Origin of the sequence: Vibrio celticus (assembly GCF_024347335.1) — a bacterium.
In the GTDB taxonomy this organism is placed as follows: Bacteria; Pseudomonadota; Gammaproteobacteria; order Enterobacterales; family Vibrionaceae; genus Vibrio; species Vibrio celticus.
On sequence record NZ_AP025463.1, the window covers coordinates 1,351,519 to 1,373,194 of the forward strand.

The window sequence follows — 21,676 nt, forward strand, 5'->3', positions numbered from 1 at the left end:
CTCCCATAGTATTCATCAGAAATAATAGAAAAACGGCCACCGAAGTGGCCGTTGAAATAGTCATAACCCTTGACGAAGGACTATTGAGCTGGTGGTGTATAGATAGTTTTAAGTTCGCTTTGGGTCGGTTCTTTTACAATAGCAACATCGGCAAGCCCATATCTAAACCCTTCAAAGTTGTGTCCATCATCAGGGTTCAGTGAAGCTACCCAGCTTGTCAGCTTATTGATGTTTTGTACTGCATTAAGGCGGACACCGATATCAACACCGTCGTTATTTGTTTTAGCGAACAAGTCGCGCATTGGAATGCTGATCTTCCAAACGGTGGCGCCTTTAGTTTCATCAGACATATCGATGCCAACGGATGCGGACTCTATACCACCGTCACTACCTTCCGGTGTTGTAGCATCAAATTTAAACTGAATTTCGTAGTTGTCATGACCTGGTACTGACCCTGCGCCACTCATAAATAGCAAGAACTCTAGAGCGCCTGTCTCAATATATTGGGCTAGATCTACAGTCGGGATCTCTTCAAGAGAGACAATATGTGGGAAAAAGGTTTTGTTTGCTGGTTTGTAATTGTCACCAGTAGCTATGATTTCAGCAAATTGCGGTAAGCTGTCGTCCCAGCCACCAGGTTGCCCGTAGCCAAGTGCGCCATTGTTGCTTATGAGTCTGGTTGCCCAACCTTCTGCGCTTTGACCTTTTAACATTGAGCGTAACACTGAGCGATCCGCAGTTTCTACTTGCGAGCTATTTGTACAAGCCTGAATATCCTGTACTGCCCATGCTGTGGGGAGGGCATTTGCAGTCATGAATACATCACTTATTTCATAGTTGATGGCCCCATCGATATCCAGTGACATTGCTGTTTCAACGTTAGCTAAATCTATCCCTGCATCTTCAAAGCAATGCAAAGGCACCGTGACAAGTTGAGCTTCTGAACCTTTCAAGGCGGCAACAGAGCTACTAATATCGACGGATGCTATATTGCTCCCGTCCGACATAGTGAGTAATGTCGTAGTTGATGTGTCGGTATTAACACCTACGGGTGCTTCTGGTTTGAGCATGAACCTAAGCACGCCACGCTTCAGGTGTTCCTCTGAACCATTTCCATTGTAGGTAATGCCAAGGTCATAACCTTTATCAGCGACAAACGTAAGTTTCGCCTGTTCTTCTGAAATTTTGACTGACATCGGGGCAAAGTTAGGAAAATCGTCACTTACAATTGAGACGTTTTCAAGGTCGATAACGTTACCGTCAAAAACGACAGAGTGCCCTGTACGATCTTCTACTTCTATCGCGTAAGGCGTTTCTTTATAGTGATCAGGTTTATCAGACTTATATAGATGCACTCCCCAAGATAGCTTATTGTCAATTCCGCCACCGCCACCGGAGCCGTTTCCATAATCGTAGGTGTCATCTAAACAACCCGTAAGTACAAATGCAGAGCTAACCATTACTGCTAAGGTAAGTTTTCTAAATTTCATGTTATAGCTCCTAAATTGACTTTTTCTGATTGTATTCTTTTAACTGTTTATCTGTAATGACCGAGAGCAATCCTTTTCGATAAGCTTGCCAGTGTGGCTCTCTTTCTGCTTGCCACTCTGCATTACGCGAGCCGTGCTTTTCCAAAAGCTTGTTCGTCGCTTTGTTTAGCTGCACTTTAAGAGTGAGAATGTCGGAAGATTTCTGTTCATTCAGGTTTAGTACTTTAGTCATTTCATTGACTTCTGTTTTTATGCGATTGGCATCCCTTTCAGGTAAGTCACTAAGCGCTAGTGAGCTAGTGGAGAAAGAAAGCAGTGCAATCATCGTCGAAGCTAGTAGTGATTTTTTCATGGATAAATTCCCAATTTAGCTTAAGAACAGTTCCTTGTAGAAACGTTTCATTAATGTCGCAGTATTTTTATGAAATTTTGGATTGATAAGCAAACTAAAAAATGAATTGCGTGAGTGATGCGTATTTTTATAGTGTCTTTTGCGAGATTGTTGTGATTCTGATCTCAATTATCTAGGGGTTAACGTTGGTAAGCATGGCGGGGTTGGGTGATGGCGGTGTTTGTCTTAGTTTTAACGATTCTATGTGTAGGGGGGGGTATTGATTTTTTGCTAACATTAGCTTTTTTTATAGAGGGGTTTGGTGATTGGAAGGTGGTTTTTATCCAATTGTACGAGAGTTAGCTCACATTCCAATGTTTTTTAAATTTGCGGAGTATCACGTAATTTTATTTTTTATATTTAAAATCAGTGTTTTAACTATTTGTTGTGTTTTGTGCCACTGTTTGACTTGGTTGTCGAAACGTTTATCTTTGTATTTATAGATTGATTGGCTGTATTAATTTTCCAGTTCAATACAATGCAATCGGTATTGTTGATTGTGTTGTGATACTTATTAGTAAAAATCACGTTATAAGGGTTAATAGATGGACAAAAAGCAGATAGCTTTTGGGATTAGCGCTCTGGTCTTATCGGGAGCAGTATTTGCAAACGCGGATAATGGCATACCAGATGATATACTTATTATGGAAGGGGATGAAGATACAATTATTGCCCCTCCACCAAAGAATTCATCAAGCGCTAGCAAAGGACCAATGAGAACTCACTTTTTTAGTGGTATCGAGCATACGGAGACGGTTTTTACTGAAAGTGGTAAGTTGAGCAATACTAGCTTTGTGCTTGCCGACGGCTCTACCCGTTTTAATGAAAACTTTAGATTACGCTACGTATTAAGTGAAAGTCATTCAAAGACGAAAGGTTCGACTGACGATAAGGGTTTCAGTATCAACTACCGCATAGCTCCACGATACGAGAAATGGGTCAACCCCAATTTCAGCTTCTTTATTGAGCCATCTTTCTACCGTCGCTCTACCAGTGATGGTGCAGACAATACTGAGTGGCAAATTAAACCTGGCGCACAATATGCGTTAGGCAAGCACATATTTTTTGTAACCGGTGAATATAAAAACCTCAATAGAAAGCGTTACGCGAGAGATAACAATGGCTGGAGCCCAGAGATAAAAGAGGATCTAGATTGGGAGCGCGTAAATGGTGAAATTAACTATACATACCGTCAATCTCGACAGTTGAACTGGGGTATAAACTTAAATGCTGGTACGACGTTAGATAATGCAGATACAGCTCCGGCAATTTTTACACGTAGTAATTCCTACAATGTGAGACCTTTTGTTCGTATTCGCCATCTCGCTGGAGTCACAACAGAGTTTAACGTTCGCTATGGGCATTCTGAATCAGGGAAAAACTGGGAAGGTTCTAATAATTTAGATTACAACATCAATAGCAACAAACAATTAACGCGTAATGTTCGTTTAGTTGCTAACTTTGGGTATGTAACTTCAGAAAGACATACCGGTGTTGGCTGGGGTGACAGCGAAGGCTTCAAAACTAAGTTAGGGCTTAACTTCTCGTTCTAATCATGCTTTCGGTAGCAGCGTCTTAAATGGTTGATAGCCCTATTGACCTACCAATGTAGGTTAATAGGGTGCTAGTTGGCGTAATTGATAAATTATGACTAAAAAGGACTTTTAGTATACAAATAACACGAAAGTAATGTCACTTGAATAATCTTAGAGTCCTACGTATAGGATTATTTTTTGGAATAATCATTGGAGTTTTTCTAGGGTTAGCGGGGCGCTAGAGTCATTAATATAGAACACTGGATAAACTTGAATTCACAGTTGCCCTAGCCATCTTTCCCATTTGTGGACATTCGATTTTATGTTGAACGCCTATATCAAGGATTATGCATATTTTAGCCTATTGTCATAGCTTCCATCGGCGATAAATGAGGCGTACATCGCCTCTACTGCATCCCAAGCTGGTTGCCCAAACGAGCTTATTATATAGCATTTTACGTCTTGCTGGATTTGAGTCGCTAAGAACGCGTTCACAAACATTCCCTGATCTAACCCGATTAACCGATTAACCACATCACCATGACTGTTTATTGCATCATACCAACCATATGGACCCGCAATTTGAGGGTGTTTGGCTTTTACTGCCTTTAAACGTGTTACAGCAGATGTTGGATCTAATATAGCCGACAGTGCAGTGGCGTGGGGAGAACCGACATCTGTTTGTACTGATTCGTTAGGGTCTAAACAAAAGTGCTCACTCATTGCATCTACACCAAACTCTGAATATTGAGCATCAATGGTTGATGCGGAAGAGAGAAAGGGGATATTGAGTGCTGATGTAAAATCGATCTGAACTTGAGTTAAATCGTCAAACATAGCAGGGTTGGGTACTAATGCGTATTCATCAAACCAAATGGACGGCAACATGGCTTGAAAGTACGCACCTTTCCAAGTTAGTAGTGGTGCCAACGTGTCACCATTGCAAGATAAATAGTTGGCAGTGAATGCCTGCATTTTGGTAAACGCTTCAATGGGTATTTCGTTGCTCGTCTCACGGGTAATAAGATGAGCCCATAGTGGAGCCAAGCGACTTTCGTTGGATTTTCGGTCAATGTGGTACTCGGCATAGTCGTTATTTTCTAAGCTCCAAGCTGCTTTCAATAACCCTTTTTCTTGATCGAAGAGTGAGTACCAACCTTCAGCCGTCTTTCGAATGATAGCGTCAACCTGCTTAGCAAGGTTTTGCATTCTTGGATCATCGTCATGCCAGTAAGCTCCAGCAACAGCTGCTAATGACGTAATAAGATTAGCCGCATCGACCGCAGATGCGGTCGCTGTTGAGCTAAGGCTCAGCTTTCCAGAGAGCTCTATTTGATACATCCAATAGGCCAATCCATTCCATTTTGGCATCTTGTCTATCAACGTAATAACGTCAATAAGGCGTTGACGGGCGATCAAAGAGTTGGCGCGTTCCATCTCAACCAACACATGTAAATATAAGCCTAAAGCGGTTGAGTTCATCTGTAGTCGTGCTTTGATGGCGGAGCCGTTTACTACATCGATTAGATCGTATGGCACTTTAGCAACCGGATCTATGCCTACTCCATCAGCGAAATATTGCAGATTTAACTGATAATCTTGCTCAAACTCCTCAGGGTAGGATGCTTTTCTCACGTAAATGAGATCCATGGATGACGATTTAAGTTGGCGGCTGTCCGTTTTTTGAGGAATGTCTGTTACAGACCATTCAGGAGAGCTCGTTTTCTTTTCCATAGCAGTGACCACCACATAACACCAAGTAAGGAGTATTAGTGTAATCGAGTTTATGGTTGGGTGGGAACATTGGTGCAAGAGTGAGTTAGAAATTAGTGGGTGGCTAGTCATCTTACTTGGTGAGGAATAAAGAGATTTGAGAAACGTTTCTTTTTTTTGTTTTTTATGAGATGGATTTGAATTTTCTTCTTTTAGGTGATTAAAATCAAATAATTATAAGTTTATGCTGCTAGTGGGTACGTCGCGGTTGCTATAGTTATCTTAGGGTTGAGTGAATGGTTTGTTTTGTATTGTCGAGTCACAAATTTAGGGGTAATTGAATATTTATCAGGGTTTCAGCGTGTGCTTGTCACAGTTTAGACGATATAAATCCGATTTGCCTTGTCGAAAGGTTTCTACTGTGTCAAATTCATACTTAATTTAATGATTTACTATTTTATCGAGTAACGCTTTTATTGGTATCGAGAAGGAACCTCATACGAAGACGGAATTACCTTCGATAAGTATTTTAGTTCGTTGGTTCGTGAAAGAACCTGATTATTGTATTAGGCAAAGACTATGAATTTTAAACGCTCGATCCTTTCAAAAGGAATGGGTCTCATGCTCGCAACTACTGCTATGACAGCGGCAGCAGCCGAAGAGAGACCGAATATTCTATTCATTTTTTCGGATGATCATGCTAATCAAGCGATAAGTGCTTATAACCCCACATTGGGTCATACTCCTCAAATAGACCGTATTGCAGAAGAGGGGGCAATCTTTGAGCGCACCTTTGTGACCAACTCTATTTGCCAACCGAGCCGTGCGTCGGTTATGACGGGCAAGCATTCTCACAAAAATGGTGTTCTCGATAATAGCTCTCGCTGGAATCCCAACCAGGTCATCTTTCCAAAGATTATGGAACAAAACGGTTATCAGACTGCATTGTTTGGAAAATGGCATATGCACCCAACGCCGGTTAATGAATTCGGTTATTCATTGGTATTAAATGGTGCTGGTGGGCAAGGTACCTATTATAACCCGGAATTCATTGACAATAAGGGTAAAAAACAAGTAGTTGAAGGCTACTCAACAGACTTAATCACGGACATGTCTCTTGACTGGTTAGAAGAAACGAGAGACGCAGATAAGCCGTTTTTGCTTAAGGTGCAATATAAAGCACCTCATACACCAAGGCGCCCACCGGCTCGTCACATGAAAACGTTTATCGACCATAACTTCCCAACTCCAGAAACGTTGTTTGATGACCACAGTACACGTGGCGAGCATGCTTCAAAAGCGTGGATGCAGCTATATGGTATGGGACCCGTTGGTATTAATGCATTTCCACCTGCGCCGTCTACTCCAGAAAAGGCACGAATTCGTGAGGAGTGGATCAAGTCTATGCCAGATCGTGAGCGTCGCCAATACGAGAAGTTTTTAAATGAACTTAACGAAGAGCAGTTAGCTGCTTTCCACGACGCATATGATGACGTTAACGTTGATTACTTTAAAAAGATGCAGGATCCAGTGTATAAACGTCGCTTTGGCGATGTGAGCAGAGAGCAAAAAGTCGCGCGCACTGAATATATGTATCAGCGTTTCATGCGTGACTACATGGCTACGGTAATGACCATCGATGAAAATGTGGGTCGCATTCTAGACTATCTAGATAAGTCAGGCTTAGCTGAGAATACGATTGTGGTGTACAGCTCTGATCAAAGCTTCTTTATTGGAGAACATGGTTGGGCAGAAAAACGCTACATGTATGAAGAGGGTTTCAAAATGCCATTTATGGTTAGATGGCCTGCACAAATTAAGCCTAATCAACGTCCACAAGCCATGATTCAGAATATGGACTTTGGACCGACATTTTTAGAGGCGGTAGGGCTTAGCGCTCCAGCAGAAATGCAAGGTAAATCTTTCCTTCCTGTACTGTTAGGTAAAACGTCAGATGCAGAATGGCAAGCAGAACGTCCAGTGGTTTACTACCATTATTATATGGAAGGTGGCCACAACGTCCCTCGCCATGATGGTGTGCGCAGCGACCGTTACAAGCTGATTGACTTTTACTCTCAAAATGGTGGCGAAGGCTTGTTTGAATTGTACGACCTAAAGTTGGATCCTAAGGAAGTTAATAACGTCTATGGTTCTGATAAATATACGGAAGTGCAAAAGGAAATGATGTCTGAACTTGAGAACGCTCGTAAACGATATGAAGTGCCAGAGGATTACTTTGTGCCACCTTATCCATACATGAAGCGTTCTGAGCGTAGAGCACTTGGTTTATAGCGCTTAAATGGCAGGGGAGCTGCGAAGTTAGGAGCTCCTTTGCACGCAGGGGGAAATAATGAAAAACCGTTATGGAATAAGGGCTAAGACGTGATGAGGTATTCCCTTAAACTACCGTGAATATCTCAAAATAACAGCTTAATAAATGATCGATTTGACGATTAATATTGGCTGTGATCATATACTATCTTTTGCAAGGTATATGGCATGGACGAAAAAAGCCTCTTGGAACACATTTCGGTTATTAGAGATCCTCGTTAATCGTGGAAAATAGAGCATTCACTAACAGATATTATTTTCTTGATGGTCGCAGCAGTCATAGCAGGAGCTGAAGGTTGGGAAGATATTGAGGACTTTGGTGAAGATAACTTAGAGAGGCTTCGTCAATATGGTGACTTCACTAATGGTATTCCAGTTCACGATACAATAGCTCGAGTTATTAATCTTATATCAGTTAAGCAATTACAGCGGTGTTTCTCATCGTGGATGAAAGATTGTCATGATGCAACCTCAGGCGAAGTTATAGCAATCGATGGTAAGACGCTCAGAGGTACTTATAACAAAGATAAACGTTGTGGTGCTATTCATATGGTCAGTGCGTTTAGCGCGGCAAATCAAGTTGTTCTTGGGCAATTAAAGACATCCGAAAAGAGTAATGAGATTAAAGCAATACCAGAGCTACTCGAACTTTTATCAATTCGTGGATGCATTGTTACCATTGATGCGATGGGTTGACAAAGGCAAGTAGCAGAGAAAATAGTTAATAAGGTAGCTGACTATTTATTATCTGTGAAAGTAAATCAAAAACGGCTTGAAGAAGCGATATCAGAAATATTTAATTCGCGGACAGTAAACACGTTTGGTGGCGATAAATATGTTACTCAAGAAAATGGCCATGGTCGCACTGAAACACGAGTCAGTATGGTTGAACCAACACTGATTTTTTTGGTGATTTAGCATTTAATTGGCCTAGTTAATCAACTGTGGCGTTGTATTTTCAATTCGCCAAGAAGGTGACAAGCTACCAGAGATGATGCAAGTTAAATACTACATCAGTTCAGCATGACTGAGCGAAAAAACGTTGCTAGAAAGTGCAAGAGCGCATTGCTGTATCTAGAATCAAATGAATTGGCGCTTAGATGTCGGTTTCAATGAAGATGCTTGTTGAATACGCAGAGAGCAAGCTGGAGAAAACTTTGCTGTGGTGCGTCATATAGCTTTAAATTTACTCACAGCAGAAAAATCACTTTAAGGTGTGATCAAGAGGAAGTAAAAGAAAGCAAATAGAAGTAATGTTTATCTTTCTCAAGTCCTTGCTGGGCAAGGGGGGCGTAATCTTGCCCTGCCTATTCAACGTTTAAAAGCGTTTGAACGTGTTTCACTTCAACCTGGTGAAACACGTGAGGTTAATATAACTTTTGATGTGGCTGATTTAGCTTGCTGGGATGAAAATCTGAGAGCTAGATGATTGCTGATAAATATGAAGTTCGCGTAGGAACAGCGTCGGATAATATCTTGATTACTGAAACTATGATAGTTGAGTCATTAATGCTATCTACTCTTTAGTACAATAAAACACTCGTCGTTAACCAGCGTTAACGGCGAGTTTCTCTATTTAACAATGATTAAAAATATAAAAAGAGGGTATGATTCATGCATTACCTTTCGTTTATATCTAGTTAGTGGCATCAAAAATATTTGTTAAAGGTTATCGGAGGTGTGATTCAATATTTATCAATTGAAAATCCACGCAATTACTTATTACTTATTGTTTATTGTTTATTGTTTATTGTTTATTGTTTATTGTTTATTGTTTATTGTTTATTGTTTATTGTTTATTGTTTATTGTTTTGGTTTGGAATGAATGTCTTTGTTTGTTATAATAAAACTCATGTTTTGCATAACTGTTATGGGTTGGGGTGGTAAACATTTGAATATTATTTATAAATAGAGGTTTTATGAGTAGAATTTTATCTTTAGTGGTTTTATCCATGTTTAGTAATGGTGTGTTGGCTGATCGTACTTATATTAATCCTATAGATCTCGAATATCAGTATGGTGAAAGAATTCCTGAGCAGCGCCAATTCATTAAGGCTGAAGGATTGGTTACTCGCCAAAGTGCAGATCCGGTTGTTGTGAGTTTTGAAAAAGACGGCACGCATCAGGGCTATTTCATGTTTGCCAGTCAAGGTCGCGGGTATTGGATGTCCAATGATCTTATCACTTGGCAACATATTCAGCCTACGGGCGAGTGGCCGGTAAGCTATTTCACTTCAAGTGATGGTAAAGATCCGACAACAGAGAAAGATCCAGAAAGCGGACTCGAGTGGAAAGACATGATTGCGCCTGCGGCCTTGGTAAAAGACGGGAAAATTTACTTGCTCTCGTCTAACCGAAAAGGCGGGATGACAACGCTGTTTGTCACGGATGATCCAGCATCAGGAAATTGGAAAAAGGTTGACGAAAATCTTGGGTATCCCGTTGTCGGAGATAAAAACTTGTGGGATCCGGCACTCTATCATGAAGATGATCAATGGTATGTCTACTGGGGGTCATCCAACTTGTTTCCGTTGTGGGGAGCAAAAATAAACGAGAGCAAGAAGGGATTAGAAATAGATCGTTTTGCCAAACCACTGTTAGCGATGCACCCGGATGTACATGGGTGGGAGAGGATGGGCTTCGATCATACTTCCCCTCATGCTCCCTATGTTGAGGGACCCGAAATGCTAAAAAGCGGCGATACATATTATCTTTCCTATTCTGGTCCGGGTACAGACGGAAATGTATATGGTGACGGTATTTATACAGGAAAGTCTCCTCTGGGACCGTTTACTTACCAGGATCACAACCCGGTGACTTATAAACCGGGGGGCTATGTTCATGGTGCCGGGCATGGCAATACCTTTAGGGATGCCTTTGGCAATATTTGGCGTAGTGGTTCTAATTGGTATGGAGTTAACTGGGTGTTTGAGCGGCGTAACGTGATCCTACCTTCCGCTATCGATGCTGATGGTATTATGTACTCGTCGGCGCGCTTTGCTGATTTTCCGCAATTTTCACCAACGGATAAATATAGTGATCCCAATGAACTGTTCACCGGCTGGATGTTGCTGTCCTATAACAAGCCCGCTTGGGCGACGTCAGAATTGCCTCCCGGGAATGGTCGTACTTTTGATGCGAGCTTTGTGACTGATGAAAACCCAAGAAACTTCTGGGTTGCTAGTGAAAATAACGACGCCCAGCATGTGGTGGTTGATCTACAGTCAGCAAAGACTATTAATGCAATTCAAATCAACTATGCAGATTATCTGGTAACAGGAGATGAGTATAGAGCACCACTTCCTCATAACAAGGCGATGGAAGATTACAAGAAGCGTATTTATACCCATTACCGCTTGTCAATATCCAACGATAATGAAACATGGGAAGAAATCAGTAATAACCTGGATAAGCATGAAAATCGTTCCAATATTTATATTGAACTCGATGAGTCTATAATTGCCCGCTATGTACGTTTTGAAAATGTTCATGTGGGTGTGAAACATCTGGCCTTGAACGGATTGCGAGTATTTGGATCTGCCAATGGTGAATTGCCAGCTACACCTGAACAAGTAACGGTGAAGCGAGATACTGATCGTCGCAACGTATACGTGGCATGGCAGCCGGTTGAAGATGCTGTTGGTTATAACGTACGCTTCGGCATTGCTCCGGATAAGCTCTACCATACCTACCAGATATGGGATGATGAGTTTGATGGACAAAAGGAGATCCGTTCGTTAGATACCCTTAAAAGCTACTATTTCGCGGTTGAGGCGTTTAACGAGACTGGCGTTTCTGAGCTGTCTTTCCCTAAGATGGTCAAGTAGCAGTATTGAGTTGATTTAGAGTATTGGGTGACGGCAAAGCAGTCATGGGGTAAATGCCCTAGGTTAACGATAATATGACAGGTGTTCTTGATGGTTACTTGTATCTTCTCGTTAATCGCACCACTGTTATAATATGTTACTCAAGAAAATGGCCATGGTCGCACTGAAACACGAGTCAGTATGGTTGAACACAACACTGTTTTTTTGGTGATTTAGCATTTAATTGGCCTAATTTATCAACTGTTGTTGTTGTATTTTCAATTCGCCAAGAAGGTGACAAGCTACCAGAAACGATGCAAGTTAAATACTACATCAGTTCAGCACCACTGAGCGAAAAAGCTTTGCTAGAAAGTACAAGAGCGCATTGGTGCGTCATATAACTTTAAATTTACTCATAGCAGAAAAGTCATTTAAAGGTGGGATCAAGAGGAAGCAAATAGAAGTAATGCTTATCTTTCTCAATCCCTTGCAGAACATGGGGTTTCGTAATCTTGCCCTGCCTTTGCACGTCGCAAGACAGAATGTCATATCTATGATGGCAGTTCATAAAGGCTTAGCGAGCATGCTAAGCCTTTTTATTATCTAAATCACGTTCTTGAATAAAAAAGGTAGCAAAGCACTATCATGCATATTGAAAACATCTTAAATCAATCCAAACACTATACTCGTCGCCTTAGTACTAAACTCTCGTTGTTGGCATGCGTTGTCGGTATATCGTTGACGCCTCATGTACTGGCCGAAGAGGGAAGAGAGTGGTTAGCTGGTGATCACCATGCGCATACACATTGGAGCGTAAAGTGGGATAAAAGTACGTCTCCGTGGTCGCCTATAAAAGGTGGAGATAGCGGACATACCTATTTAGAAAATGCTAATGCAGCTCAAAAATATGGGCTAAGTTGGTTGGTTAATACTGATCATGGTGGACCTGAACATTCCAAGCTACTTAATGATAAAGCTTACCCTGATCTATTGGAGGCAAGGCAGGCTGTACCGGACGTTATGCAGTTTTTTGGTATTGAACTCGATGTACCTGCGGGCGAACACGCGACAGTTATGATGCCAATTAATGCATCAGAGCGTGAATTACTGGTTAACTTTCAACGTGATTATAGTATCCGTGAATACCGAAATAAAACACGTCAACGCAATACTGTTGAGCACCTTCAAGCGGGTATTCGTTCGTTTGCCGAGTTAACTGAAAAACCTCTCATCATAAAAAATCACCCTAGTCGGCAAGCAACAGGCCCTAATAAATGGGCAAGAGTCACGCCTGAAAAACTGAAAACATGGCATGAAACGGACCCAGATGTGTTTGTTGGAATGGTCGCTGCACCAGGACATCAAGCTGGACGAAACCGAGGCAGTTATTATAAGTACCCTACGTTGAATGGTTTTGATCAAATGACAGCAAATGTTGGTGGCGTTTGGGATTACTTTTTGGGAAATGGTATGCGATTTTGGATTACCGCAGGATCGGATAGCCATGTCGCCTCTGAAGCGGGTGGTCGTGATTTTTGGCCAGGACAATATACTAAGACCTATGTGTATGCGCAAAAAACCTCGAAGGATATTATGGACGGTTTAAGGCATGGCCGCTCCTTCATGGTGTTTGGTGACCTTATCAATGGTATTGATGTGACTTTGCAATCTAGCGCCAACAAAACAGCATCGCTTGGGGAAACGTTAACGGTCTCAAAAAGTGAACAACCTATCACGATGAAGGTTGAAGTCGATATTCCAACAACGGTTAACTTTAATAATGAACGGCCTAAACTGAATCGTATTGATGTCATCGTAGGGGCAGTCGACGACTCGGTGTTGTCTGAAAATGGTAATGAGAGCACGAGTGTGTATCGCCGTATAAGTTCGGAAGAATGGCAGGTTGTGGATGGTAAGGTGGTGTTTGAACTGACTCTTCCTAAAGACTTTGAAAATGGCTATGTCCGTCTACGAGGAACGAATACAGACACACTAGAGCCTAGCATTGATCACTGGAACCAAAAGCAAGATCCTTGGCAAGATCTATGGTTTTACACCAACCCAATATTTTGGCAGTCCACACGCTAAGTTATTTTTGCGGAACCAACCTTAAATAAAGGCACCTAGAGCAGGTGTCTTTTGCTTGGTTAAACGTTTATGCACATTTACTATTGTAAATGTAACTAAGTTTGGTCTCTTATGTGGTTGGTGAGATTCTTTTCACACTATTTAACCTTAAATAAGAAAACTGTAATCACAAAGTCTTGTAATAGGTATAATCAATAAAAACGTTTCTATTGTTATTGGTGAGACTATTATGTCGAGTGAAAAGATATTTGCTACGTTCGCTGCATTGACCCGTTATCTTGAAACCCAGGTGGTTGGTCAGCATGAGCTAGTTAGGCAGTTGGTTGTCGCTTTGCTAGCGGATGGGCATATTTTAGTGGAAGGCCCGCCAGGGTTGGCAAAAACACGTGCGGTAAAGGCGTTAGCTGAATGTATTGAAGGCGACTTTCATCGATTGCAATTTACTCCCGATCTACTGCCATCTGATTTGACGGGTACCGACATTTATCGCCCAGAAACCGGGGAGTTCCAATTTCAATCAGGTCCGATTTTTAATTCGCTAGTGTTAGCGGATGAGATAAATCGTGCCCCAGCGAAAGTTCAATCTGCCATGTTAGAGGCAATGGCAGAGAAGCAGATTACCGTAGGTAAGCATACTTACTCGTTACCCGAGCTTTTCTTAGTCATGGCGACACAAAACCCAATTGAGCAAGAAGGCACTTATCCATTACCTGAAGCGCAACTTGATCGGTTTCTGCTGCAGTTAAACGTAGAGTACCCAAATCGCGAGAGCGAACTGGCTATTTTGCGCCTTAATCGTGGTGAAGCATTAGGCCAAGTAGCCGAGCCGTCAGTCTTACTTTCTCAAAAAGAGGTGTTCGCAGCCCGACAACAGATCCTTTCTTTGCATATGGCGGAAGATGTAGAAGAGTACCTCATCCGTTTAGTGATGGCGACACGTGAACCTCAGCGTTATGACGACCAGTTAAGTGCGTGGTTACAAATGGGTGTGAGCCCACGTGCAACATTGGCGCTTGACCGATGTGCGAGAGCCAATGCTTGGTTATCCGGCCGTGATTTTGTAACGCCGGAAGATGTGATGATTGTGGCTTATCCCGTTTTGAGACACCGCATAATCCGTAGTTATGAAGCGCAAGCGGAAGGTATCTCCGCGGATAAAATTATTCAAACTCTACTAGCACTGGTCGCGGCGGTATGATGTTACCTGCCCATAGTAACGGCTATGACCTGTGTTTAAAGGAATTACTTCACTACCGACAGGCGAGCGTGCGTTGGATGCCACCGGCACGGAGCATTTGGTCACACCTCAGCGGCTATCACCCGAGCTCCAAAAAAGGGCGAGGAATGGATTTTGCTGAGGTAAGGCCCTATCAACTTGGTGACGATGTTCGAAGTATCGATTGGAGAATTACCGCGCGAACGGGAAAGCCATACACCAAGCTATACACCGAAGAATCTGAACGTCCTACTATGCTTGTGGTCGATGTCTCTACTTCGATGCAAATGGGGACTAAATTGCTTTATAAGTCTGTGCAGGCTGGCCACCTGGCGAGTTTGTTATGTTGGCTTTCTGTCGCGCAAAAGGACCGAATTGGGGGGATTATATTTAATCAACATGAGGTAAAAGATTGTGCTCCTGTTGCTCGTCAAGACGGGGTATTACATCTTTTAAATGCGTTGATAACGTTAAACTCGATGCCCGCAGAGCCTCACTCCTCTTCACAACATTCAGCACTGATTTTTGAGCGAGTATTGGAGCAGTTAACGCGCTTATGCCCAAAAGGGAGTGATGTAATTTTTATTAGTGATTTCTTGGGGTTATCACCTCGCGCTGAAAATGTCATGTTACGGCTAGCGAAGCACAACTCGATACGACTTGTGCATATTTCTGATCCCATTGAACAAGGTGACACCAGCTTTAGACAGCAAGCTTGGGTTGCGGATAGCACGGGATATTGCCGAATTAATTTTGGTAATTCCTCCCATCGAGAGTCGTTAAAGCAAGACTTTGAGCAACGAATTACACATTTAGCGCACGTTTCTAGGCGTTTGCAGGCTTCATTCTATCAGCTGTCGTCGGGAGATTCGTTAGTGGACCAATTAGGGGGGCTTCATGACAAGTGACGTCCTTTTAATAGAGTTAGCACCCATTGAAATACCACTTGAGCCGAGTTTTTGGCCGCTACCTATCGCGGTTTGGTTTTTGCTGCTGCCAGTGGTTGCGGCAGCCCTGTTTTTTTGGAGCAAACGTGCGCGACGTCCTCGAGCACAATTAGAGGCTATGTGTGAACTATTCGCCATTGAGAAAACGAAGAATATATCTGAACTGAATCAATTACTGCGGAAAATCTCCCTGACAATCGCAGGACGTGAGGAAGTGGCTGGGTTACATGGAAAAGCGTGGTTAATGTGGCTAGATAATCAGCTTGAACAGCGTTGGTTCACATCCATTGAAATGGAGTGGCACCATGCTCTATTTGCCTCGACCTCTCTTAGTGATGAGCATTGGAAAGGCTCTATTGAGCGGACGCGAACTTGGATTGAAAAGCTCGATTGGAGTCGCCAATGTTAGTCCTTGAATACTGGTATTTGGGAGCACTATTACCCTTGGCCTGGCTCGTAAGGCGTTGGTTGCCACCTTGTTCGCCATCGATTGAGTTAAGGCTTGGCAAGCTACCAAGTGAGCTTATTACAAGAAGTCATAGGCAAAGAGTACCGGCATTACTGCTGTCTTTTGCATGGTTGCTTATTGTTTTGGCTTTGGCTCGGCCTACATGGCTAGGAGAACCCGTGTTCACCTTTACAGAGCATAGAGATGTGATGCTGGCGGTAGATCTTTCTGGGTCAATGTACATTGAAGATATGAACGGAAGCCAAGACGAATCAATTAGCCGTCTATCGGCCATGAAAAGCGTATTGGCACAATTTGTCAGTCAGCGGCAAGGAGACCGACTTGGATTGGTACTATTTGCTGACCATGGCTATTTACACACGCCATTGACGCTCGATGTCACTAATTTGGAGCAGCAGATTTCGCAGCTTAGCATTGGCTTAGTGGGATACATGACAGCGATCGGTGAAGGCCTAGCGGTTGCCACCAAGACGTTCTTAGATAGTGATGCTTCGCAACGCGTGTTGATACTGTTGAGCGATGGAAGTAATACGGCTGGAATTATCGATCCCAAAGAGGCAACTCGCCTGGCAGATGAGAGTGGTGTTGTGATCTACACCATTGGTTTGGGCGCGGAATCAATGTTGGTTGAAACCGCCTATGGTGGCATGGAAGAAACTAACCCCTCACATGACTTAGACGAGGCGCTACTCACTGAAATTGCCGATATCACGGGAGGGCAGTATTTTAGGGCTCGAAATCAGCAAGAGCTCAGCAATGTTTATCATCTGATTGATGAACTAGAGCCGATTGCAGAGGCTGAGTCGGTATGGCAACCAAGAGTTGAGCTATATCCATACCCGATTTACGGCTTTTTGCTTGTTATGTCTTTGCTATTCATCTACGGGAGGCAGCATGGTTAGTTTCAATGAACCGCTTTGGTTAGCGGGTTTGCTAGTGCTTCCCCTTTGTTATTTTTTTAAACATAAAAGGTACGCGACGGGACTGACTGCACCGCATCTTGTTAGACATCAATTATCAAAAAACAAAGATGTCTTGAAACCATTAGTTCTGGTCGGTTGGCTAATTTCGATGGTCGCCTTGTCTGGCCCAAGTTGGCGTGAAGACCCCCAATCACCAAGTATTGATAATCAGGCAAGAGTGGTGGTGGTTGATATGTCTTATGCGATGAATGCGACGGATATTTTACCTAGTCGTTTTCAACAAGCATTTTACAAAACGACAGACTTAGTGTCCTCATTCACACACGGTTATACTGGCGTCGTCGCTTATACCGACCAAGGGTTTACTATTAGTCCACTCACGCATGATAAAAATACCGTTTTGACTCAGTTACAATATTTATCGCCTGAAATTATGCCTTCTCAGGGTAAAAATGCAGCGGCAGGTGTAAAAGAAGCGATTCAGCTTATGACGCAGGCTAATATTGTTTTCGGTGATATCGTGTTAGTGACTTCAGGTATTAGTGAGCGTGAGCAAAAAGCGATTCAAAGCCTATTCAAAAATAGTCATTATCGATTGTCTGTTTTAGCTGTTGCTACTCCAAAAGGCGCAACGTTTATTGATAATGATGGTTCACTCGTTCGTGATAGTAACGGCATAGCGTCCAGATCCGCTCTCGATCCAATGCGACTGAGTCAATTAGTCAAACGTGTAGGAGGCATTTATGTCGATTACCAGGCGACAGATAGAGATATTATACAGCTACATCAATTCATAGCGGACCATGAAGGGCAGGATTCAATGGTGAGTCATAGTCCTGTGTCTGCACCGCTGTTGAATGATGGCTATTGGCTTATTTGGCCTTTAGCGCTACTACTTCTTGCAGGGTTCCGTCGGGGTGTGTTTTTTTCTGTCGTGATACTTGGAGCATTACCGATTGATAATGCTCATGCCACGTTTTGGCGTAATGATGATCGTCAAGGCTATGAAGCATTTCTACTCAAAGATTATGATCAGGCGTTTATGTCGTTTTCAGATAATCGTTGGCAAGGCGTTGTATTGTATGAAAAGGGTGACTTTGAAGGGGCGGTAAAGGCATTTTTAAAAGTTGATGAGCCAGAAAATGACTATAACTTAGCGAATGCATTAGCAAAACTAGGTCAGTATGAAAGGGCTGCCGAGTTGTATAGGGCTGTGTTGGTGAGAGATTCTAAGCACGAAAACGCGACCGCCAACTTGAACGTTGTGCAAGCGGCTATCGACAAGCAACTAGAGCAGTTAATAGAGGAACAAGAGCAAGACAACGCTGAAGGGAATTCAGAACAACAAGAATCTGGAGACAGTGAAGGTAGCGAAGAGCGAGAAGACGATAGTGGGGAAGATGGTGAGGATCAGGGCGATGACAGCTCACAAGCGCAAGGGGAAAATGATGATTCAAACGAAGGGGCTTCATCAGCATCCTCTAATTCAGCTCAGCCCAATGAACAGTCAGAACAAAATGATGTAAGTGATGAGCTTAATAGTCAGTCGTCTGGTCCTCAACAAACGCAAAATGAAGCTGGAGATTATGCTGCTGACATTTTTGGTATGGGCAGTATCGATGATGACTTTGGGACGCCAACAGAAGCTGATTTGCAAGCCATTGAACATCAACTCGCCGAACTAGGGGAGATTGATCCCGTCATTAATAGACTGTCACAGATAAAAGTCGACCCCAGTCTGCTATTAAGAAATCAACTTATTCTACAAGCTCAAGATAAACCACCGTCATCACCACATCCGATTGAATGGTAACTCCCATGAAAAAATATGCGCTTTATTTAATTACTTGTTTATTGGCTGTTGCCCCTGTTTTTGCCGATGGTGGGATAGCTGGTCAGCGTTATACCGCAACATTATTGGAACAGGAGGAAAGTGGCCAAGATAGTATTTTAGTTCACTATACTCTCTCAAATCGTCTTATGTATCCTAATAGTGAGGTCATCTATACCTTTTTTGTTGAGTCATCAGCAGATATTCATTTGTCGAGTGTTCTTCCCCCACAAGCTGAAGGCGTTACTGTGAGAAGGGTAAATCAAGATCATGACTACTATTTTGTCGGTAGCCAGCAATATAGAATTTCTAGTTATCAATTTGCCTTATCAACGGATCTTGTCGGTGAATTCGAGTTGCGCGGTGCATCGGTTATTCATCGTAAAGTTGATGGTATGGGTGCGGTGCAGCAGGTCGCACTCGAAGCGGAACCGTTAGTCATTACTGGGCATGACATCCCATTAAAATATCGTGGTTTATGGTTGCCCTCTGATCAAGTTACGATTGAGCAGACATGGTCGGATCATCGATTAGAGATCGAAGTCGGTGATGCAGTAACTAGAACCGTGACACTCTTTATTCAGGGGATAGGGATAGATCAGTTCCCTACATTGGAGATTCCTAACCCTAGCACCGTCAATGTTTACAGCCAGCCTGTTAGCTTTAAGGAGCATGATGGGGGGACTAGCATGACGATAGAACAAACGCTGGTCCCAAGGCAAAGTGGCGCGCTAGTGTTGCCCACACTTTCAATTCCATGGTTTAACCTGACGGATAACACGATACAAACGGCAACAGCAGGGGGCGTTGAATTGAATGTGACATCTTCTATGGTGAGTTCTGACAGCGATGAATTCTTTATATCAACGACTTCTGACTCCTTTGTTAAAGATTGGCGAACGGTTGCTGGTGCAGTGACACTGTTGTGGTTGATGACATTAGTGGTTGCTTATCGACTCTATATAAAAACAAAACAATGTAGTTCAAGAAAAAGTAGACCACGGACAGCGACACGGAATAGCCTTTATCAATCAGTTTTAAATGATGAGCCTCAGAGAGCCGCGTATTTTTGGACCCATGAAAGCGTAGAGATAAAGCGTCTTTATTGTTCGGAGTTTAACAAATACATTGCAGCGCATTATTCAGCCGATAGTATTGAGCAGGATGAGGCGAAGTCGATGTTATTAAGAGCACTACGCCAAACAGTTAAGCCAAGGAGCGTCGTCAATGAAAAAGCATTGTCTACGTTAATACCGTAAATACAGTATTGAGTTCTACCGTCAATGGGCATTGTTGATGCCTATTAGCTCTAGGGGTTTGGCGTAACATCCCCATTGTTGCCATTAGATTGAGTAACAATGGGGAGCATTAACATGCAATATTACATGTCACGACAACCAATATCGTCACAAATTCCATCTGCGATGAACGTGCTATACATGGAAGTGACTCCGCTCCAAGCTTCGTTCCCTAGTGATTTCTTGATGTAGTTTTCGACACTTTCTTGTAAGTGAGTTGCCATAAAAGCACCCACAAACATACCTTGGTCAAGGCTTATTAATCGACGTCTTACTTCGCCATTGATATTAATCGCGTCGTACCAACCATACTCACCAACGACTTGGGGGTGGTGATGCTCGATATTGAGCATGAGTTCAATGGCATGCTGCTGGTTCAAAATTGAGTATAAAGCACTGGCGTGAGGGGTTCCCACACCTTCTTGAGCGGTGTTTATTTCGTTTCGGTGAAAGTGCTCACTCATAGCGTCTATGCCATATTCTGAGTAACCACCTTCGATAGTCGCGGATGAGGATAGAAAAGGAATATTATGCTGTTGAGTGTAGTCAATTTGTGTTTGAGTAGCGTGTTCAAACAGTAGCGGTTGTCCAACTAAGTATGGCTCATTAAACCAAATGGATGGCAGCAGGGCTTGAAAATATGCGCCTTTCCATGTGAGCATTGGTTGTAATATTTGTCCGTCGTTTGCTACATAGTCGGCTTGATATAAACGCATTTTGGTGAATACAGTTTCCGGGATGGGCTTGATGGTGTTTTGAGTTAATAAATGAGCCCAAATGGGGGCAAGTCGACTTTCATTGGATTTTCTATCAATGTAATAGCTGGTGATGCCAGGCTCGCCAGTATCGGGTAGCTCGTCCCTGAATCCGCCACTTAGTAAGCCTTTATCCGCATCATACAGTGCTAACCATGCTGCTGAAGAGTTCTGTATTAGAGTGTCGAAACGGTGAGCAAGGTTTCTAAGATTTGGGTCAGAATTGGTCCAATAGGCACCAGCAACCGCAGCCATGGAAGTGATAAGGTTCGCTGAATCGACGGCAGAGGCAACAGCCTTAGGAAGCTTGTTAATTTGTCCATCAGATTCAATTCTGTACATCCAATAGAAATTCCCCTTCCACTTTGGCATCGCCTCCATGATCTCAATGAGATCAAATAGCCTTTGTCGAGCCTTCTCTGAACCTGCTTTTTCCATCTCTGTGAGCACGTTTAGGTATAGACCCAGCGCCGTTACATTTAGACGCCCTGTCTGTTTTTCAATTAAGGCCCCGCTTTCGTCAAAATCAATGCTATTAAATGGAACTTTGGCCGCGGTACTTACCCCTACACCGTCTTGGAAAAACTGCAAGTTATCAGTGAGTTGCTGTTCAAAGTTTGCAGGGTACAAGCTTTGAGAAAGGTATATATGGTCTATTGGGTCGGGAAGAGCAGGATGTGATGAGTCAACCGTATCGCTACTACATGCGAGTAGACCCCAAGTGAGAATCGATATACCAAAAGTCCTGGAATGGATTGTCATAGTAAAACCTAATTGTAGATAAGAAATAATGTCGAGTAGATCGACGCATTAAAACAACTCACACCATTATGCCTACCATTATAAGTAGAAACGTTTCTTTCTTGTTTTTTGTGGGTTATAT

14 protein-coding genes and 2 pseudogenes are annotated in these 21,676 nt (G+C 42.8%); 12 read left to right on the top strand and 4 right to left on the bottom strand.

From position 1 onward, the window contains the following. Positions 1-80 precede the first annotated feature (80 nt). Together OCV19_RS06310 and OCV19_RS06315 are read right to left on the bottom strand one after the other, a co-directional pair. Positions 81-1,490 carry a putative glycoside hydrolase gene (locus OCV19_RS06310; protein ID WP_065675146.1) on the bottom strand — a complete coding sequence of 470 codons (1,410 nt, stop codon included), beginning with the start codon at positions 1,488-1,490 and terminating at the stop codon, positions 81-83. Positions 1,491-1,500: 10 nt separating this feature from the next. Further along, positions 1,501-1,842 (bottom strand): hypothetical protein, encoded by a 342-nt coding sequence (locus tag OCV19_RS06315; protein WP_065675147.1) that lies wholly within the window; start codon positions 1,840-1,842, stop codon positions 1,501-1,503. 584 nt (positions 1,843-2,426) lie between these two features. Between OCV19_RS06315 and OCV19_RS06320 the strand changes: the two genes are divergently transcribed. Next, the gene (locus OCV19_RS06320) at positions 2,427-3,434 is read left to right on the top strand and encodes a hypothetical protein (RefSeq protein WP_065675148.1); all 1,008 of its coding nucleotides are present in this window, start codon (positions 2,427-2,429) and stop codon (positions 3,432-3,434) included. Between the two features lie 327 nt (positions 3,435-3,761). Here the strand turns inward: OCV19_RS06320 and OCV19_RS06325 are convergent, their stop codons facing one another. Next, positions 3,762-5,150: a glucoamylase family protein gene (locus OCV19_RS06325; RefSeq protein ID WP_083994240.1), complete on the bottom strand. Its 1,389-nt coding sequence runs from the start codon at positions 5,148-5,150 to the stop codon at positions 3,762-3,764. A 600-nt stretch (positions 5,151-5,750) separates the two neighbouring features. On the opposite strand from OCV19_RS06325, the gene OCV19_RS06330 reads away from it, so the two are divergent. The 11 genes and pseudogenes from OCV19_RS06330 (at position 5,751) to OCV19_RS06375 (ending at position 19,999) form a co-directional block, all read left to right on the top strand. Continuing rightward, on the top strand, positions 5,751-7,421 hold the full coding sequence (locus OCV19_RS06330) for a sulfatase family protein (protein ID WP_206377674.1): 1,671 nt from the start codon (positions 5,751-5,753) through the stop codon (positions 7,419-7,421). 207 nt (positions 7,422-7,628) lie between these two features. Beyond that, positions 7,629-8,691 (top strand): annotated as a pseudogene (locus OCV19_RS06335) (ISAs1 family transposase); the annotation flags it as partial. 69 nt (positions 8,692-8,760) lie between these two features. Continuing rightward, positions 8,761-8,889, top strand: a pseudogene (locus tag OCV19_RS24955) (fibronectin type III-like domain-contianing protein); the annotation flags it as partial. 490 nt (positions 8,890-9,379) lie between these two features. Continuing rightward, positions 9,380-11,287 (top strand): family 43 glycosylhydrolase, encoded by a 1,908-nt coding sequence (locus OCV19_RS06340; protein ID WP_065675150.1) that lies wholly within the window; start codon positions 9,380-9,382, stop codon positions 11,285-11,287. Between the two features lie 717 nt (positions 11,288-12,004). Then, on the top strand, positions 12,005-13,354 hold the full coding sequence (locus OCV19_RS06345; protein ID WP_139093554.1) for a CehA/McbA family metallohydrolase domain-containing protein: 1,350 nt from the start codon (positions 12,005-12,007) through the stop codon (positions 13,352-13,354). A gap of 229 nt (positions 13,355-13,583) precedes the next feature. Further along, entirely contained in the window at positions 13,584-14,552 is a 969-nt protein-coding gene (locus OCV19_RS06350; protein WP_065675152.1) for an AAA family ATPase, read from the top strand. A gap of 146 nt (positions 14,553-14,698) precedes the next feature. Next, positions 14,699-15,478: a DUF58 domain-containing protein gene (locus OCV19_RS06355; protein ID WP_167352274.1), complete on the top strand. Its 780-nt coding sequence runs from the start codon at positions 14,699-14,701 to the stop codon at positions 15,476-15,478. Further along, the gene (locus OCV19_RS06360) at positions 15,468-15,926 is read left to right on the top strand and encodes a DUF4381 domain-containing protein (RefSeq protein ID WP_065675154.1); all 459 of its coding nucleotides are present in this window, start codon (positions 15,468-15,470) and stop codon (positions 15,924-15,926) included. The genes OCV19_RS06355 and OCV19_RS06360 overlap by 11 nt, the downstream gene beginning before the upstream one ends. A gap of 218 nt (positions 15,927-16,144) precedes the next feature. Further along, complete coding sequence (locus tag OCV19_RS06365) at positions 16,145-16,888, top strand: VWA domain-containing protein (protein WP_370736603.1); 744 nt, start codon at positions 16,145-16,147, stop codon at positions 16,886-16,888. Continuing rightward, positions 16,881-18,722 (top strand): VWA domain-containing protein, encoded by a 1,842-nt coding sequence (locus OCV19_RS06370; protein WP_065675156.1) that lies wholly within the window; start codon positions 16,881-16,883, stop codon positions 18,720-18,722. The genes OCV19_RS06365 and OCV19_RS06370 overlap by 8 nt, the downstream gene beginning before the upstream one ends. 5 nt (positions 18,723-18,727) lie before the next feature. Continuing rightward, a complete protein-coding gene (locus OCV19_RS06375; RefSeq protein ID WP_065675157.1) occupies positions 18,728-19,999 on the top strand; it encodes a BatD family protein in 1,272 nt (423 codons plus the stop codon). Between the two features lie 122 nt (positions 20,000-20,121). On the opposite strand, the gene OCV19_RS06380 is transcribed toward OCV19_RS06375, so the two are convergent. Beyond that, positions 20,122-21,555, bottom strand: coding sequence for a glucoamylase family protein (locus tag OCV19_RS06380; protein WP_083994243.1), 1,434 nt, complete (start codon positions 21,553-21,555; stop codon positions 20,122-20,124). Between the last annotated feature and the right edge of the window lie 121 nt (positions 21,556-21,676).